The organism is Mesorhizobium sp. WSM4819, assembly GCF_055811215.1.
Window position 1 is genome coordinate 77,857 of sequence record NZ_JBVVQO010000028.1, and the last position, 16,082, is coordinate 93,938.

At 62.5% G+C, this 16,082-nt stretch carries 13 protein-coding genes and 1 tRNA gene; 1 reads left to right on the forward strand and 13 read right to left on the reverse strand.

Translation table 11 applies throughout. The annotated features are described in order from the left end of the window. Positions 1 to 3: 3 nt before the first annotated feature. The 12 genes from AC0L18_RS22735 to AC0L18_RS22790 all read right to left on the reverse strand — a co-directional run bounded on the left by AC0L18_RS22735 (position 4) and on the right by AC0L18_RS22790 (position 14,667). Positions 4 to 3,786: a vitamin B12-dependent ribonucleotide reductase gene (locus tag AC0L18_RS22735; protein WP_473494268.1), complete on the reverse strand. Its 3,783-nt coding sequence runs from the start codon at positions 3,784 to 3,786 to the stop codon at positions 4 to 6. A gap of 704 nt (positions 3,787 to 4,490) precedes the next feature. Further along, positions 4,491 to 4,979, reverse strand: a complete 489-nt coding sequence (locus tag AC0L18_RS22740; protein WP_128168492.1) for an NUDIX hydrolase — start codon at positions 4,977 to 4,979, stop codon at positions 4,491 to 4,493. 212 nt (positions 4,980 to 5,191) lie between these two features. Beyond that, positions 5,192 to 5,692, reverse strand: coding sequence for a xanthine phosphoribosyltransferase (gene gpt / locus AC0L18_RS22745; protein WP_023798205.1), 501 nt, complete (start codon positions 5,690 to 5,692; stop codon positions 5,192 to 5,194). Between the two features lie 374 nt (positions 5,693 to 6,066). After that, complete coding sequence (locus AC0L18_RS22750) at positions 6,067 to 6,900, reverse strand: universal stress protein (protein ID WP_091591331.1); 834 nt, start codon at positions 6,898 to 6,900, stop codon at positions 6,067 to 6,069. A gap of 147 nt (positions 6,901 to 7,047) precedes the next feature. Further along, positions 7,048 to 7,791 (reverse strand): competence/damage-inducible protein A, encoded by a 744-nt coding sequence (locus AC0L18_RS22755; RefSeq protein WP_473494269.1) that lies wholly within the window; start codon positions 7,789 to 7,791, stop codon positions 7,048 to 7,050. Positions 7,792 to 8,156: 365 nt separating this feature from the next. Next, entirely contained in the window at positions 8,157 to 9,095 is a 939-nt protein-coding gene (locus tag AC0L18_RS22760; RefSeq protein WP_473494270.1) for a carbohydrate ABC transporter permease, read from the reverse strand. Between the two features lies 1 nt (position 9,096). After that, positions 9,097 to 9,948, reverse strand: a complete 852-nt coding sequence (locus AC0L18_RS22765) for a carbohydrate ABC transporter permease (RefSeq protein ID WP_374120408.1) — start codon at positions 9,946 to 9,948, stop codon at positions 9,097 to 9,099. Positions 9,949 to 10,154: 206 nt separating this feature from the next. Continuing rightward, positions 10,155 to 11,480, reverse strand: a complete 1,326-nt coding sequence (locus AC0L18_RS22770; RefSeq protein WP_473494271.1) for an ABC transporter substrate-binding protein — start codon at positions 11,478 to 11,480, stop codon at positions 10,155 to 10,157. Between the two features lie 38 nt (positions 11,481 to 11,518). Continuing rightward, positions 11,519 to 12,607: an ABC transporter ATP-binding protein gene (locus AC0L18_RS22775; protein WP_473494272.1), complete on the reverse strand. Its 1,089-nt coding sequence runs from the start codon at positions 12,605 to 12,607 to the stop codon at positions 11,519 to 11,521. A 291-nt stretch (positions 12,608 to 12,898) separates the two neighbouring features. Next, positions 12,899 to 13,138 carry a DUF2188 domain-containing protein gene (locus tag AC0L18_RS22780; protein WP_023798198.1) on the reverse strand — a complete coding sequence of 80 codons (240 nt, stop codon included), beginning with the start codon at positions 13,136 to 13,138 and terminating at the stop codon, positions 12,899 to 12,901. Between the two features lie 31 nt (positions 13,139 to 13,169). Further along, the gene (locus tag AC0L18_RS22785; RefSeq protein ID WP_473494273.1) at positions 13,170 to 13,463 is read right to left on the reverse strand and encodes a DUF982 domain-containing protein; all 294 of its coding nucleotides are present in this window, start codon (positions 13,461 to 13,463) and stop codon (positions 13,170 to 13,172) included. A 100-nt stretch (positions 13,464 to 13,563) separates the two neighbouring features. Further along, on the reverse strand, positions 13,564 to 14,667 hold the full coding sequence (locus tag AC0L18_RS22790; RefSeq protein ID WP_473494274.1) for an NADH:flavin oxidoreductase/NADH oxidase: 1,104 nt from the start codon (positions 14,665 to 14,667) through the stop codon (positions 13,564 to 13,566). A gap of 197 nt (positions 14,668 to 14,864) precedes the next feature. On the opposite strand from AC0L18_RS22790, the gene AC0L18_RS22795 reads away from it, so the two are divergent. Then, on the forward strand, positions 14,865 to 15,443 hold the full coding sequence (locus AC0L18_RS22795; protein ID WP_287057529.1) for an NUDIX domain-containing protein: 579 nt from the start codon (positions 14,865 to 14,867) through the stop codon (positions 15,441 to 15,443). A 109-nt stretch (positions 15,444 to 15,552) separates the two neighbouring features. Here AC0L18_RS22795 and AC0L18_RS22800 read toward each other — a convergent pair. Further along, a tRNA-Leu gene (locus AC0L18_RS22800) sits at positions 15,553 to 15,641 on the reverse strand. Positions 15,642 to 16,082 lie beyond the last annotated feature (441 nt).

The following is a 16,082-nucleotide window of genomic DNA, read 5'->3' on the forward strand; positions in this document are numbered from 1 at the left end:
TCCTCAGCTACACCCGCTCGTCGCCCCACAAGTGTCGCACTTCTCGCACGTGCCGTTCCGCACCATCGTGAAATTGTGGCATTCGGAGCATTCGTTGCCAGTGTAGCCCTGCATCAGGGATTGCTGACGCCTTGTAGCGGCAAGCGCCTTGGCCTCGGCCGCTTCTTTTGCGGCATCGTCGGTGAACAGCCCAGTCGGGTCGGTTGCCTCCTCGTAGACGATATCCTCGACCAGTTCCTTCGCCCGCTCCTCGTAGTCTCGCTTATAGGCGATCGCTTCGTCGCTGGCCGGCTTCAGCGCCAGCACATTGGAGCCTGAGAACGCCGTCGGCGCCGAGCGAGTGGGAGCGGGAGAGGGACTTGAACCCCCGAACCCCTTGGGGTCGGCACCCATGCCCGACACCAGCTTGACCGGCGAGACGCCGCGGGTCAGTCCCTTCGAGAACGGCGTTGCCTTGCCTTCGTTGATGCCGCGGCCGAGCGCGGTCTTGTCGAAATCCGACTGGTCGACATGGGCGAGGTCGTGGCGGGCAAGATAGGACACGGCAAGCTCGCGGAACACGTAGTCCAGGATCGACGTGGCGTTCTTGATCGCGTCGTTGCCCTGCACCATGCCGGCCGGCTCGAATTTGGTGAAGGTGAAGGCTTCGACATATTCCTCGAGCGGCACGCCATATTGCAGGCCGAGCGAGATGGCGATGGCGAAGTTGTTCATCATCGCCCGGAAGGCCGCACCTTCCTTGTGCATGTCGATGAAGATCTCGCCGAGGCGACCGTCGTCGAATTCGCCGGTGCGCAGATAGACCTTGTGGCCGCCGACGACCGCTTTCTGGGTATAGCCCTTGCGGCGGTTCGGCAGCTTTTCGCGATCGCGATAAAGGCGTTCGACGACGCGTTCGACGATCTTTTCGGTCACCTGCACGGCGCGCTGTGAAGCAGGTGCGGCGATCAGCTGCTCGACGGCATCGTCCTCGTCGTCTTCGACGTCGGCAAGCAGCGAGGCGTTGAGCGGCTGCGAGAGTTTCGAGCCGTCGCGATAGAGCGCATTGGCCTTCAGCGCCAGCTTCCATGACAGCATGTAGGCGCCCTTGGCGTCTTCCACCGTCGCGTCGTTCGGCATGTTGATGGTCTTGGAAATGGCGCCGGAGATGAAGGGCTGCGCTGCCGCCATCATCTGGATGTGGCTGTTGATCGACAGTGAGCGCTTGCCGATCTTGCCGCACGGGCTGGCGCAGTCGAACACGGGCAGATGCTGGTCTTTCAGAAATGGTGCTCCCTCGAGGGTCATCGCACCGCAGACATGGATGTTGGCGGCCTCGATGTCCTTCTTCGAGAAGCCGAGCGCCGGCAGCATCTCGAACGAGAAATCGTTGAGCTGCTCGTCGGTGAAGCCAAACGTCTCCTTCACCCAGTCGGCACCCAGCGTCCACTGGTTGAAGACGAACTTGATGTCGAAGGCCGACTTCAACGCTGCATTGAGCGCTGCGATCTTGTCGTCGGTAAAGCCCTTTGCCCTAAGCGAGCCGGGGTTGATGGCAGGCGCCTGGTTGAGGTTGCCGTGGCCGACCGCATAGGCCTCGATCTCGGCGATCTGGCTTTCCGAATAGCCGAGCGTGCGCAGCGCTTCCGGGACGGCGCGGTTGATGATCTTGAAATAGCCGCCGCCGGCCAGCTTCTTGAATTTCACCAGCGCGAAGTCGGGCTCGATGCCGGTGGTGTCGCAATCCATGACCAGGCCGATCGTGCCGGTCGGCGCGATCACGGTCGCCTGCGCATTGCGGTAGCCATGCTCCTCGCCGAGCTCGATGGCGCGGTCCCAGGCAGCCCTGGCATGGGCGGCAAGCTCCGGCTGCTTCAGGTCGGAGGCGACCAGCGGCACCGGGTTGACGGCGAGTTTCTCGTAGCCGTCCCTGTCGCCATAGGCAGCACGGCGGTGATTGCGCATGACACGCAGCATGTTCTGGGCATTGCGGTCGTAGTCGGGAAAGGCGCCGAGCTCGGCGGCCATTTCGGCCGAGGTGGCATAGGCGGTGCCGGTCATGATTGCGGTGAGTGCTGCACAGATGGCGCGGCCCTCGTCGGAATCATAGGGAATGCCTGATGTCATCAGCAGGCCGCCAATATTGGCGTAGCCGAGGCCGAGCGTGCGGTATTCGTAGGAGAGCTTGGCGATCTCCTTCGACGGGAACTGCGCCATCATGACGGAAATTTCCAGCACCATGGTCCACAGCCGAACCGTGTGCTCGTAGGCTGATATGTCGATGGTGCCGTCGGCGTTGCGATAGGGCAGCAGGTTGATCGAGGCCAGGTTGCAGGCGGTGTCGTCGAGGAACATGTATTCCGAGCACGGGTTGGACGCCCGGATCGCACCGGCCGCGGCGCAGGTGTGCCAGTCGTTCATCGTCGTGTTGAAGTGCAGGCCCGGGTCGGCCGACGCCCAGGCGGCATAGCCGATCTTTTCCCACAGATCCCTGGCCTTCAGCGTCTTCAGCACCTTGCCGTCCTTGCGGGCGGTGAGGTGCCAGTCGCCGTCCTGCTCCACGGCGCGCAGGAAATCGTCCTTCAGCGAGACCGAATTGTTGGAGTTCTGGCCCGAAACCGTGAGGTAGGCGTCCGAATCCCAGTCGGTGTCGTAGGTCTTGAACGACATCGAGGTGTAGCCCTGCCTGGCGAACTGGATGACGCGGTAGATGTAGTTCTCCGGCACCCCGTCCTTCTTGGCTGCCTTGATCTCACGCTTCAGCGCGGTGTTGATCGCCGGGTCGAAGCAATCGTCGTCCTGGCCTTCGCAGTTGATGCAGGCCTTCATGATCGCTTCGAGGTGCTTCTTGACGATCTTCGAGCCGGTGACCAGCGAGGCGACCTTCTGCTCTTCATTGACCTTCCAGTCGATGAATTCCTCGATATCGGGATGGTCGGCGTCGACGATGACCATCTTTGCAGCGCGGCGCGTCGTGCCGCCCGACTTGATGGCGCCCGCCGCGCGGTCGCCGATCTTGAGGAAGCTCATCAGGCCGGACGAGCGGCCGCCGCCGGACAGTTTTTCGCCTTCGCCGCGCAGGAACGAGAAGTTGGAGCCGGTGCCGGAGCCGTATTTGAACAGGCGCGCTTCACGCACCCACAAATCCATGATGCCGCCTTCGTTGACGAGATCGTCCTGCACGCCCTGGATGAAGCAGGCATGCGGCTGCGGATGCTCGTAGGAAGACTTCGACTTGGTCAGCTTGCCGGTGAACGGGTCGACATAGAAGTGGCCTTGGCTCGGGCCGTCGATGCCGTAGGCCCAGTGCAGGCCGGTGTTGAACCATTGCGGCGAGTTCGGCGCAACGCGCTGGGTGGCCAGCATATAGGCGAGCTCGTCGCGGAAGGCGCGCGCGTCTTCCTCCGACTTGAAGTAGCCGCCCTTCCAGCCCCAATAGGTCCAGGTGCCGGCGAGCCGGTCGAAAACCTGGCGGGCGTCGATCTCGGAGCCGTAGCGCTCGGCCTCCGGCAGCTTTGCCAGCTCGGCCTCGTCGGCGACGGAGCGCCACAGGAAGGAGGGAACGTCGTTCTCCTCGACCTTTTTCAGCCGTGCCGGAACGCCGGCCTTGCGGAAATATTTCTGCGCCAGGATGTCGGCGGCAACCTGGCTGAACTGCGCCGGCACATCGATATTGTCCAAGCGGAACACCACCGAGCCATCCGGATTCTTGATCTCCGAAAGCGCCTTGCGGAATTCGATCTCCGCATAAGCCGCCCGTTCTTGACCTGCTAGCCCTTGCTTGGTGAAACGACGCTCGATGCGCATTGGTCCTATCCCTTTGTGTCTAGATATAGCGCCTTTCCCAGGGGATTTCTGCCCCCATCGCGAAACGCGCATGTCCGCCGTCTGCCGGCGTTCGAAAACGGCCGGCTCCTTTTTACGAGGCTCCGCCCGCCCTGCTGGTCGAACTCCTTGCGAAGTAGCCGTCCAACGCGCCGACGGACCCTGCGGGTCCCTCAAGACTGAAACTTTTTTGCGACTCCCTCAATCGAGGGAATTTCACATTATCTAGCGTCGAACCTACCTGCAAACACTAAATATAGTATTAACAGACAATTTATTCCAGTCCGACATTTTTCCCTTTCGTCCCCAAAAAACCCCAAAATCCCGACGCTTCCGCCGGCCCCGTAGCCAGGGCGGAAATGCGGCCAAACGCACATAATCCGGGAAAAAAGACCGGGCTCAAAACTTTCCGGTCGCGCTCTCAACAGGAGCGCATGACCTATAAAAGGCGACTCGTTTTGCGCCGTCAAGGATTCGTTTGCGTAGCTTTTGTGACCCCAACATCTTGTGTGTCACATATGTGGATAACGGGGATAGAAGTGGCCGCAGGATTTTCGATTCTTACCACGTGCAGGCCGCCAGCCCGACAGCGCATGCCCAAAGCTGGAGTGGCCAAATCGATTCGCTTTGCCAAGAACATCGCCGGTGATGCGCGGCAGGTGCGCGGCTTTGGCCGCTATGCTTGCTCAGGAGAACTGGTGCGGGTCGGCACAGAAATAGGCGATGATCTGGCCAAGGTCCGGCTCGTTGACCATGCGCACAGCCTCGGCGGGGCTGACCCATTTTCGGATGCGCGACCGCTTTTCCTTCCACCGGTCGGCGATCTTGTCGACCCGCAGCGGAAACACCAGGACTTCACAAGGCACTTCCTCGCCGGAAGCCAATGCCTTGGCATAGAAGTAGCGGCCGGCTTCGTGGTGGGAGACCGTGCCGCGCAGGCCGGCTTCCTCGCCGGCCTCGCGCGCCGCCGCTTCGCAAAGCAGTTCCTTGGCCTCAGGCCAGCCCTTGGGAAGCACCCAGCGACCGGTATCGCGGCTGGTGATCAGCATGATCTCGACGCCATGGCCGGTGTCGCGCCAGGGCAATGCTGCAACCTGCAGGCGGCACGGCGCTGCGCCGAAGAGCCGCTGGACCCTTTCGGCCAAATGGTTGTGCGTTACTGGCCTCGTCAACATCGTAGAAGCTTGCCCCAGCCTCCAGAATCACTTGTCGTCTCGTGAATCTTACGGCTAATCATAAGCAATAAAAGTAAAAAACCTCATACGCACGAGTTAACCACACACGAGACGTCGATTCAGGAATATCGTGCGCCGCGGCACTCTTTCAAGAAGTGCGCCGGCAAGCGGTCCGCGCCGGCATGTTTCGGAAGAAAAGCAGTTGCCGCGAATCAGCCGGCGTGGTCGTCGGCGATCGGCTTCTGGTAGGTGAAGCCCATGTCCCACGGAAAATAGATCCAGGTGTCCTGGCTGACCTCGGTGACGAAGGTGTCGACCAGCGGCCTGCCTTTCGGCTTGGCGTAGACGGTGGCGAAATGCGCCTTCGGCATCATGGCGCGGACGATGCCCGCGGTCTTGCCGGTGTCGGTGAGGTCGTCGATGATCAATACGCCGGCGCCGTCATCGGCGAGCAGTGCCGGCGTGACCTCCTTCAGCACCTGCAACTGCCCCTGGCTGGCGTAGTCGTGATAGGAGGCGACGCAAACCGTCTCGATGACCCGGATGCCGAGTTCACGCGAGATGATGGCGGCCGGTACCAGGCCGCCGCGGGTGATGCAGACGATCGCCTTCCATTGGCCTTTGTTGGCGCCGGCAAGGCGCCAGGCAAGCGCACGCGCGTCGCGGTGGAACTGATCCCAGGAGACGGGAAAGGCCTTTTCGGGAAGGGACATTTTTCGCGCACTCCGCTGCGCGCGAAAATGCACGCAGACACCTGAAGGAATGCGCGCGGAAATAACTGGAAAGCCTTGGCTTTGGCAAGGGGCGCGGCGGGCGCTTCAGACAAACGAGGGGCTTCGGCTCATGTTGGTGTGACCAATCCTGGATGTTGGCGCCGCCCCTCATTGCCCTGCCGGGCATTTCTCCCCGTTAACGGGGAGAAGAAGCTGGCCGCAACCTTGGCACCCATTCTGCTAACGCTGGAGATTGGCGAAATCCCTTGCGAAGGCGTCTTTCTCCCCGTCACTATACGGGGAGAAATGCCCGGCAGGGCAATGAGGGGCGGCGCAACACTGAGGATTGCCCCTGCAAGCAATCCTTTGCGGACCTACCGCGACAGGAAAGCTGCCACCGGCAGGGTGCGCAGCACCGTGCGGGTGACGCCGCCGAACAGCAGTTGGCGCAGCCAGGAATGGCTGTAGGCGCCGAGCACGAGCAGGTCGGCGCCGGTTTCGGCAACCCTGGTCTGGATCACCTCGTCGACCGAGTGGCCGGCCGATTGCAGCACCGAGACGCTGACCGTGGCGCCATGCCTGGACAGGGCGGCGGCGATTTCGGCGCCGGCCGCCTCCGGGGCCTCGTCGAGCGTATCCGGCGGGTCGATGACGACAATATCGGTTTTCTCGGCCTCGATGATGAAGGGCAGGGCGTCGAAGGCGGCGCGCGCCGCCTCCTTGCTGCCGTTCCAGGCGAGCAGCACATGCTTGAAGCTGGTGACGAGCGGGCCTGAGTGCGGCACGACCAGCACCGGCCGGCCGGCGTCGTAGACCAGCGTGTCGACGTCGGCGCTCGGATCGCCGCCCGTCTCGCGCTGCGCGGCGATGATCAGGTCCGCGGTGCGAACGGTTGGGATGCCGGTCAGCGCGCTGTCTCCGGAAAAGCTCTCAAGGCTGCGCCACTCGAAGGACAGGCCGGACTCCTCGACATGCCGGAGGAAAACCGCCCGCAATTTTTCAGCGCGCTCCTTGTTCATGTCGGCCGAAACCTGCAGGAACTCGGTGTCGGGAAAGCCGGTGGCCGAGGTGTAGGGGACGGGAAGCGCTTCGGCATGAATGCCGATGAGATGGCTCTCGAACTTGTCGGCAAGCGGAATGGCGCATTCGAGCACGCGCTCCGCATCCTGTTCGTTCTGCAGTATGGCGACGATGGTCTTGAATCGCATGGCAACCCCTCAATTTGCGGCGAGCGAAACTCGCCCGCATGAAACGTCACAGCACCATCCTTGGTTCCGGCTAATGCATGTCGCCCAAAAGCATACAATCGGGCACGAGGGTGGCGGTTTTGGATAACAGACGCGACGCGCTTTAGATCAGCTGGCCGCGCTGGCGAGCCTTGCGACCATCGCTTCGACATCGGCGTGGGCGGCGTCCAGCGCCTGCTGGCTGCGGGCACGGACGACCAGTTCGGTCCAGAACTTGCCGTCGCTGTATTTCGGGTAGGAGCCGATGATTGTTTCCGGATGCGCCCTCTGGATGTCCCCCAGCGGTCCGCCGACCAGGCCTTCGCCGAACGGACAGTGCACCGTGGCCGACAGCATTTTGGTGCCGGCCTTCAGCGTCGGCACGACATTGTCGAGCATCGCCTGAAATATCGCCGGCACACCGGCCATGACATGGACGTTGCCGATGCGAAAGCCCGGCGCGATCGACACCGGATTGTCGATATGGTCGGCACCGCGCGGCATCCGCGCCATGCGCTTGCGCGCCTCGGTGTATTCGATGCCGCGCGCCGCGTAGCTCGCTTCCAGCATGGCATAGGCTTTGGCGTCGTAGTCGCAGGGCACGCCGAACGCCTTGGCAATGGCATCCGCGGTGATGTCGTCATGCGTCGGGCCGATGCCGCCGGTGGTGAAGACATAGGTGAAGCGGGCACGCAGGGCGTTCACTGCGGCGACGATCTCGTCTTCCTCGTCGGCCACGATGCGCACCTCCTTCAGGTCGATGCCGATCGTCGTCATGATGTCGGCGAGGTGGCCGATATTCTTGTCCTTGGTGCGGCCGGACAGAATCTCGTCGCCGATGACGAGCATGGCGGCGGTGACGATTTCGGGCATTGGCAGGCTCCGGCATAAGGTCGCGTTAGGCAGGCAGGTCGCCCGAGGCAGACAGGGTCGCCTGGGCAGACAAGGTCGCCTGAGCAGACAGGGTCGCCTGAGATAACGCGGCGGATGGTTGGCGGCAATGCCCGTATTGATAACGCTGCTGCAGCAGAGCAATCGCATTGGTTGGCGCCGCCCCTCATCCGCCTGCCGGCCCTGGCCGCGGCCTCGGCACCTATTCTGCAACGCTGGAGATTGGCGGAATCCTTTGCGAAGGCGTCTTTCTCCCCGTCACTATACGGGGAGAAATGCCCGGCAGGGCAATGAGGGGCGGCGCCGACTTCGACAATTGGCCGGTCGAGCGCCGACTGCGGCAGCCGCTATTCCTTCACCGCTCCGGTCATCGAGGAAACGTAGTGCTCGACGAAGAACGAATAAAGCACCACCACCGGCAGCGAGCCGATCAGGGCTCCGGCCATCAGCGCTCCCCACTCGTAGACGTCGGAGCGGACAAGCTCCGTCAGCACCCCGACCGGCACCGTCTTGTTTTCGGACGACTGGATGAACGTCAGCGCATAGATGAATTCGTTCCATGACAGGGTGAATGCGAAGATACCGGCGGAAATCAGGCCGGGCACCGACAGCGGCAGCACGATCTTCATGAGGATCTGCCAGCGGCTCGCCCCGTCGATGAGCGCGCATTCCTCCAGTTCGAACGGGATCGAACGGAAGTAACCCATCAGCAGCCAGGTGCAGAAAGGCACCAGGAAGGTCGGGTAGGTGAGGATGAGCGCGAACGGGGTGTCGTAAAGCCCAAGGTTGAACACCATCACCGACAGCGGGATGAACAGGATCGACGGCGGCACGAGATAGGCGAGGAAGATCGCCAGCCCGACCTGCCGCGCCCCCGAAAACCGCAGCCGTTCGATCGCATAGGCCGCGAACACCGCAGCCAGCAGCGACAGGAACGTGGCGGCGGTGGAGATGATGATCGTGTTGAGCAGCCAGCCCGGATAGGACGTGTCGAACAAGAGATAGCGGATGTGCTCGAAGGTCGGATGCACGACCCATAATGGATTGAAATTGGCGTAGTCGGTCATCTCGAGGTTGGGCTTGATCGCCGTGATCGTCATCCAGTAGAACGGGAACAACAGCACGATGACGAACACCAGCAACGGCAGATAGACCGTCACCACGCGCCGCGGCAGGCTCTGAAGGTAGCCCATGCCGCCTTCGTCGAGTTCCTGCCGTTTGGTTTTCTTGATCGCGGCGCTCTTGCTCTCAGCCGTCTTGCTCTCAGCCGTCTTGATCTCTGCCATGTCAGTCTCCTCCGCCCTGCTGCCATTTGCGGCGTTGCAGGCCGAAATAGCTGAACAGGATCGCCGCAAGCAGGAACGGGATCATGGCGACCGCGATGGCGGCGCCCTCGCCAAGCTGGCCTCCCGAAATGCCGCGCTGGAACGACAATGTCGCCATCAGATGGGTGGCATTGACCGGTCCGCCGCGGGTCAGCACGTAGATCAGCTGGAAATCGGTGAAGGTGAACAGCACCGAGAACGTCATGGTGATGGCGATGATCGGCGTCAGCAGCGGCAGCGTCACAAAACGGAACAATTGCCAGCGGCTGGCACCGTCAAGCGTGGCGGCCTCGTAGAGCGACTGCGGTATAGTCTGCAAGCCGGCCAGCAGCGTGATCGCCACGAACGGAATGCCGCGCCAGATATTGGCGGCGATGACCGAAGCGCGCGCGTTCACAGGATCGCCGAGGAAATTGATGCGATGATCGATCAGCCCCATTTCCATAAGCGCCCAGGACAGGATCGAGAACTGCGAATCGTAGATCCACCAGAAGGCGATTGCCGACAGCACCGTCGGCACCACCCACGGCAGCAGCACGATCGCGCGGAAGAAAGATTTGAAGGGAAGGTTCTGATTGAGGATAAGCGCCAGCCAGAGGCCGAGCGCGAACTTCAGGATCGAGGCACTTATAGTGTAGAGCAAGGTGTTGAAGACGGAGAGCCAGAAGACGGCGTCATCCGATAGATATTGGTAGTTTTCGATGCCTATGAAGATGCCGGGGCGGCCGATGCGGGCATCGGTGAAGCCGAGCCAGATGCCGAGCCCGAGCGGATAGGTCAGGAAGACCAGCAGCAGCGCTGCCGCCGGCAGCATGAAGCCGAAGCCAAGCGCATTCCTGCTGTCGGCCAGGAGCGACAGGCTCCGCGACAGGATCGACGGACGCGGCTGAACGGCAGCGGACGACACGGCCATGGGACGGCTCCTCATAAGGTCTGCTGACATGGTGGCCTGAGTGGCCGCCACACGATTCTGGGAAACAGACCGGGCAGCGCGGTCGCGGCTGCCCGGCTGCGCTGCGATCAAACGCGATAGTAGCGGTTGGCGCGTTTCTCCGCCTCTTCCATCGCCTCCTGCGGCGTCGCCTGGCCGGTCACCGCCTTGGCGAACATGTCGACCAGCACATAGTCGGCCATGGTCGCCGCCGAAGCGTAGCCGAGCGGCCCGGCATAACCGTTGGGACGCAGCGTCGCCGAGGCCTTGGCGTAAGCGGCATTGTTCGGGTCGGCCGTCCACACCGGATTGTTGTCGAAGGCTTTGAGTGTCTGGCAGCAATAGCCGGCGGAGGAGGTGATCCACTCCGCCATTTGCTGTTCCTCGAACATGAACTGCAGATAGGCTTTGGCCGCATTGGGGTAGGGTGTGTAGTCGAAGATCACCGCCGTGGTCACCTGGAACAGCTCGACCGATTTCCCGACAGGACCGATCGGCAGGTTGGTCGTGCGGATGTCCTTGGCGATTTCCGCCAGTTTCGGATCATTGTCCTTGTTGATCTTGGCCGTGTTGTAGGCCGAAATGCCGTTGGCGATGACGCTGAGCTCGCCGGCCAGGAAGGCTCGGTTGTTGTTCACGTCGAGCCAGCTTTCGGTGCCGGGAATGAAGGTCTTGTAGAGTTCCTGCGCGTATTCGATCGCCTTGAGCGTCTCGGGGCTGTTGATCGTCACCTTTCCGCTCTCGTCGACCATTTGGCCGCCGTGGCTCCACAGCAGCCAGTGAGCGTAGTTGTTGCCGTCGCCGACGCCATGGCCGTGCGTGAAGCCGGCCGGGTGTCCTTTTGCCTGCAAGGCCTTGCAAAGCTCGAGCAGGCCTGCGGTGTCCTTCGGAAACTCCGAGAAGCCAGCCTCCTTCACCCAGCTTTCCCGATAGACGATGGCATTGCCGATGGTGGCCAGGGGCAGGCCGAGGAATTTTCCCTCCCGCGTCGCATATTGCTTTGGTCCGTCGTGCCAGCCGCCGTATTTCGTGCCGAGATACTCACCCAGTTCCGACACGTCGTGCAGCTTGTCGGGGTACTGGTGCGGGTCGTCGAACCAGACCAGCATCAGATCTGGACCGGAGCCGACATTGGCGGCAACCGCCGCCTTGGGGCGAATGTCCTCCCAGCTTTCCTTGTCGACGCGGACCTCGACGCCGGTCGCCTCGGTGAACCGCTTGGTGTTGGCCAGCCATTGGTCTTCATCGCCCTGAACGAATGGCGACCAGCGCAGCATGCGCAGCTTTGCGCCGTCTTCGGGCTTGTACGTCAACCCCTCCTGGGCAAAGGCGGAAGAGCCGACGAAGCGGCTTCCCAAGGCTCCCGCCGCCACGCCGGCAGTCGTGCGGATCACGTCACGTCTGGTGAATTTCATGCTCGTTTCCTCCTGTTTATTGTCTTGCCGTATGGTTCCTACTGCCGGGCGCGCAGTTCGAAGCGCTGCCCGGTTTCGCCATGAAAGAGATGGATAAGGCCCGGCTCGGCCGTGAGCCGTACGGTCTCGCCCGGCGTGAAGGAATGGCGCTCGCGGAAATTTGCGACGATCTCGTCACCGCCGGCCGTCCGGCCGATGAGCTGCACTTCCGACCCGGTCGGCTCGACCACCACGACGGTGACGGGAATGCCGTCGTCTTGGGATAGCCGCAGATGCTCGGGGCGTATCCCCAGCACCACCTGCTCGCCGCTGCCGGTCGACGGCACTGCGGCCAGCGGCAGGGAAATCCCCCCGGAGCCGCGAAAAGACGGTGAGCCGCCGTCCGTCGTGATTTCGCCCCTCAGCATGTTCATGGCGGGCGAGCCGATAAAGCTGGCGACAAAAAGGTTGTTGGGCCGGTCGTAGAGGTCCAATGGCGGCCCGATCTGCTCGACGATGCCGTCATGCATGACGACGATCTTGTCGGCCATGGTCATGGCCTCGATCTGGTCGTGGGTGACATAGACCGTCGTGGTCTTCAGGCGCTGGTGCAGTTCCTTGATCTCGGCGCGCATCTGCACCCTGAGCTTGGCGTCGAGATTGGAAAGCGGCTCGTCGAACAGGAAGACCGCCGGATCGCGCACGATCGCCCGGCCCATGGCGACGCGCTGGCGCTGGCCGCCGGAAAGCTGCCTGGGATAGCGCTCCAGCAATGGCACCAGCCCCAGGATTTCGGCGGCGCGCTTGACGCTGGCAGCGCTTTCGGCTTTCGCAACACCCTTGAGCATCAGCGAGAACGCCATGTTCTCGGCCACGGTCATGTGCGGGTAGAGCGCATAGTTCTGGAACACCATGGCGACGTCGCGTTCTTTTGGCGCAACGTTGTTGACGACGCGCTCGCCAATCGCGATCTGGCCGCGAGAAATCTTTTCCAGGCCGGCGATCATCCTGAGAAGGGTCGATTTTCCGCAGCCCGACGGCCCGACCAGCGTGACGAACTCGCCATCCTCTATATCGACGCTGACACCGTGGAGAATCTCGACGGTTCCGAATGATTTGTAGACATCGCCAATCGCGACAGACGCCATCGATTTCCTCCCGAATGCTTCCTGCGACGTCTTCGAAGGAAACCGCTTTCCTGACTGGCCGCGGCAGTTCCCAAAGCTCCTCCCTGGTCACGCGCGATGATGAAACGGTAGCGCTACCAGACTGCCCTGTAAAGCGGCTGCGTGGCAAGCACGCTTCTTCGCCGCGCCTGATCGTACTTGTCCCCAATGGGATTGGAGTTCGCCATATCCAGGGTCGCAGCAGGAGAATGATTTGCCCAGCCCCAGCCCTTGAAACCGGAGGTGCGAGAAGCCATCAGCTACGACACCAGCCTAATCGGAAACTTCGGTTTGGGGCCGGTCGCGGCCGTCGGCGAGTTCGTCGTGCCATTTGCCTTCGGCGTCCTCGTACTGGATGCCGTCGGTGGTGCCGGCGACCTGCTGTTCGGCCGAAGCGATCTCGGCGGCGCGCAGCGCATCTTCGTGCGTAGGGAATGTCTCCGAAAATGTCTCGCCGACCTTATAGGCCCAGCCCCCGTCATGCTCGACGATCTTGTAGGTCAGCTTTGCCATGAAATCCTCCAGTGGAAAAAGCTCGGTTTGCTCAATGCAGTTTGCCTTGAGGCAGTTTGCCTTCGGGCAATCTCTCGTCGGGAACCAGCACGTCCGATTCCTTGGCGGCCTCGACCAATGCCCGGCGCGCATCCGCTGTCGAACGATAACCTTCCAGCACTTTTAGGCAAGTGTCGAGAGCATCGCGATGCCGCGGGCCGCGATTGAGCGGCCAGACGGTCATCAGGCACTCCGCAGCTTCCTGGGTGCTGCGGATCTCACGGTATTTGCCGACATGGCCAAGTTCGACCACGACCGGCTTTTCAAAAGGCTTGCTGTCCATCATCGCCGGCAACGCGGAGCCGCCGATTTGGTTGCACGCCCCCGGCGTGCGTAATGTCTCGGGGGTAGCGGCCGTTGCGGCGGCAGCCCTGCAATCGGGCCGGTCAGCCGGCCGCCTTCATCCAGTGCTGCATCGTCGTCACCGAGCGGGCAAGCTGCGGCGCCGGCTGGATTTTTTCGCCGAAGGTGGCCGCGGCGCGCCACGCCCAGCGCGGATCGGCGAGGAAGGCGCGGGCCAGGGCAACCATGTCGGCACGGCCCTCGGCAACGATCGCCTCGGCCTGCTTTGGATCGTCGATCAGGCCGACGGCCCGTGTCGGGATGTCGGCGCCGTTGCGAACGGCTTCCGCCAGATGCACCTGGTAGCCGCGACCTGCCGGCAGCTTCTGCAGGGGCGAATTGCCGCCGCTCGAGCAGCAGAGATAGGCGACATCAGCCGATTTCAGCGCCTTGGCCACTTCGATTGCGTCGGCGACATCGAAGCCGCCATCGACCCATTCCTTGACCGACAGACGCGCCCCGAGCATCAGCCCAGGCACTGCCTTTCTCACCGCCTTGGCGATCTCGACGACAAAACGCATGCGGTTTTCCAGCGAGCCGCCCCAGCGGTCGGTGCGCTGGTTGGAAAGCGGCGACAGGAACTGGAAGATCAGATAGCCGTGCGCGGCGTGCAATTCAATGAAGTCGAAGCCGGCACGTTCGGCCCGCCTTGCAGCCTCGGCGAAGCGTTCGATGATCTGCAGGATCTCCTCGTCCTCCAGCGCCCGCGGCACCTGCCAGCCGGTGTCGTAGGCGATTGCCGAGGCCGACACGATCGGCCAAGGGTCCTGATCGGCGTTCAGCGGCCCGCCGCCTTCCCAAGGTTTTTGGTTGGAGGCCTTGCGGCCGGCATGGGCAAGCTGCGTGCCGAACCTGGTGCCGGGCGCGGCAACGCGCCTGGCCGCATCGAGCGCGCGCCGGGCGGCCGCCTCGTTGTCGTCGGAATAAAGGCCGAGGCAACCATGCGAGATGCGGCCGCGCCGCTCGACGTCGGTCATCTCGACGGTGACCATGCCGGCGCCGGACATCGCCAGGTTCATCCAGTGATACAGGTGCCAGTCGCTGGCCGAGCCGTCTTCGGCGGAATACTGGCACATCGGCGCCACCGCAATGCGGTTGGGAAAGGTGAGGCCGTCAAGCGTGATCGGCTGGAAAAGGGAAGGGGTCATCAGGAAACTCCGGGGAGGGCTGTCGCTATTTAGGCAATGGTTTGCGCCTGCGCCATACACGAGGCGGTGAAGCGCTGCCCGTCTGCCCCTGCCGGGCACCTCAAACGTTCCGCAGCAGGCACCGTCGGCCAAGCTGCTGGCGGGATTGCGCAAAGGCCAGATCACCGCTACGCCTCGCCGGCAACACGGAGTTCACCATGGAAGACCGCATTCGCATCCGTTCGGAGGAAGTCCTTTCCGACGACTGGGCCGTCCTGAAAAAGACCGTCCTCGATTATCGCCGGCGCGACGGGCAGTGGGAGACGCAGATCCGCCAGACTTACGATCGCGGCGACGGCGCGGTGATCCTGCCTTACGACCCGGAGCGCTCGACGGTTCTGCTCGTGCGGCAGTTCCGCTACGCCGCCTACGCCACCGGCCACCGCGAGCCGCTGATCGAGGCCTGCGCCGGCCTGCTCGATGAACATGATCCCGAAACCTGCATCCGCAAGGAGGCGGAAGAGGAACTCGGCTATAGGCTGAAGGACGTCGAACGGCTGTTTTCGCCATTCATGAGCCCCGGCAGCGTGACCGAGCGGCTCTGGTTCTTCGTCGCCCGCTATTCGCCGACCGACCGCATCTCCGACGGCGGCGGCGCGCCGGACGAAGGCGAGGACATCGAGGTTTTGGAAATGCCGCTCGACGAGGCGCTGGCCGGCATCCACGACGGCAGCATCATCGACGCCAAGACCATCATCCTGATCCAGCATCTGAAGCTGAACCCGATCCGGGTGTGATCCAAGCCGGAACCTGCATGCGCCAGCGCGGTGGCGCCGGCGTTGCTGGTGCGGACGACGGGAATCGAACCCCGAACAGAGATCGAGGGATTTTAAGTCCGAGGTGAGGTGGTGCGAGCGACGGGGATCGAACCCGTAAGCCATTGTAGTGGCGGCAGATTTTAAGTCTGCTGAGTTTACCAGTTTCTCCACGCTCGCTGGCACAGTTGGCCCTGTTTGGCACAGCCGTGGCACTGTGTCACGAAGGTTTCTCAGCAGAATTGGCACGGGCAAAACCCAGTGGAAGGTTGCAAACGCTGGAGATTAGCCCAACCATCCCTCCACTTCGTCATCCCAGGGCGGAGCAAGGAGCGAAGCGACGCGGCGCAGACCCTGGGATCCATGCCGTTACCTTGGTGCGCTGCTGCGGTGCAGAACCTTTGATCGCCGAGGGACAGCGCCCCCCTCTGTCCTGCCGGACATCTCCCCCACTTGGGGGGAGATCGGCCGTCGCGACCACTTTCGCCAATCCTCAACGTTGCAGAAAAGGCGCTGCAGGCGAAGCTGCCGATCTCCCCCCTCGTGGGCATATGCGCTAAGATAGCTTCGGCATGGACTGAAATTTGCGCTTTCGTGGTGGTTCACGCCATCGATGTCGCA

Bases quoted from the DNA above. Each gene is read 5' to 3' on its own strand.
- AC0L18_RS22735 (WP_473494268.1), bottom strand. From the start codon at position 3,786: ATGCGCATCGAGCGTCGTTTCACCAAGCAAGGGCTAGCAGGTCAAGAA.
- AC0L18_RS22740 (WP_128168492.1), bottom strand. From the start codon at position 4,979: ATGTTGACGAGGCCAGTAACGCACAACCATTTGGCCGAAAGGGTCCAG.
- gpt (WP_023798205.1), bottom strand. From the start codon at position 5,692: ATGTCCCTTCCCGAAAAGGCCTTTCCCGTCTCCTGGGATCAGTTCCAC.
- AC0L18_RS22750 (WP_091591331.1), bottom strand. From the start codon at position 6,900: ATGCGATTCAAGACCATCGTCGCCATACTGCAGAACGAACAGGATGCG.
- AC0L18_RS22755 (WP_473494269.1), bottom strand. From the start codon at position 7,791: ATGCCCGAAATCGTCACCGCCGCCATGCTCGTCATCGGCGACGAGATT.
- AC0L18_RS22760 (WP_473494270.1), bottom strand. From the start codon at position 9,095: ATGGCAGAGATCAAGACGGCTGAGAGCAAGACGGCTGAGAGCAAGAGC.
- AC0L18_RS22765 (WP_374120408.1), bottom strand. From the start codon at position 9,948: ATGCTGCCGGCGGCAGCGCTGCTGCTGGTCTTCCTGACCTATCCGCTC.
- AC0L18_RS22770 (WP_473494271.1), bottom strand. From the start codon at position 11,480: ATGAAATTCACCAGACGTGACGTGATCCGCACGACTGCCGGCGTGGCG.
- AC0L18_RS22775 (WP_473494272.1), bottom strand. From the start codon at position 12,607: ATGGCGTCTGTCGCGATTGGCGATGTCTACAAATCATTCGGAACCGTC.
- AC0L18_RS22780 (WP_023798198.1), bottom strand. From the start codon at position 13,138: ATGGCAAAGCTGACCTACAAGATCGTCGAGCATGACGGGGGCTGGGCC.
- AC0L18_RS22785 (WP_473494273.1), bottom strand. From the start codon at position 13,463: ATGATGGACAGCAAGCCTTTTGAAAAGCCGGTCGTGGTCGAACTTGGC.
- AC0L18_RS22790 (WP_473494274.1), bottom strand. From the start codon at position 14,667: ATGACCCCTTCCCTTTTCCAGCCGATCACGCTTGACGGCCTCACCTTT.
- AC0L18_RS22795 (WP_287057529.1), top strand. From the start codon at position 14,865: ATGGAAGACCGCATTCGCATCCGTTCGGAGGAAGTCCTTTCCGACGAC.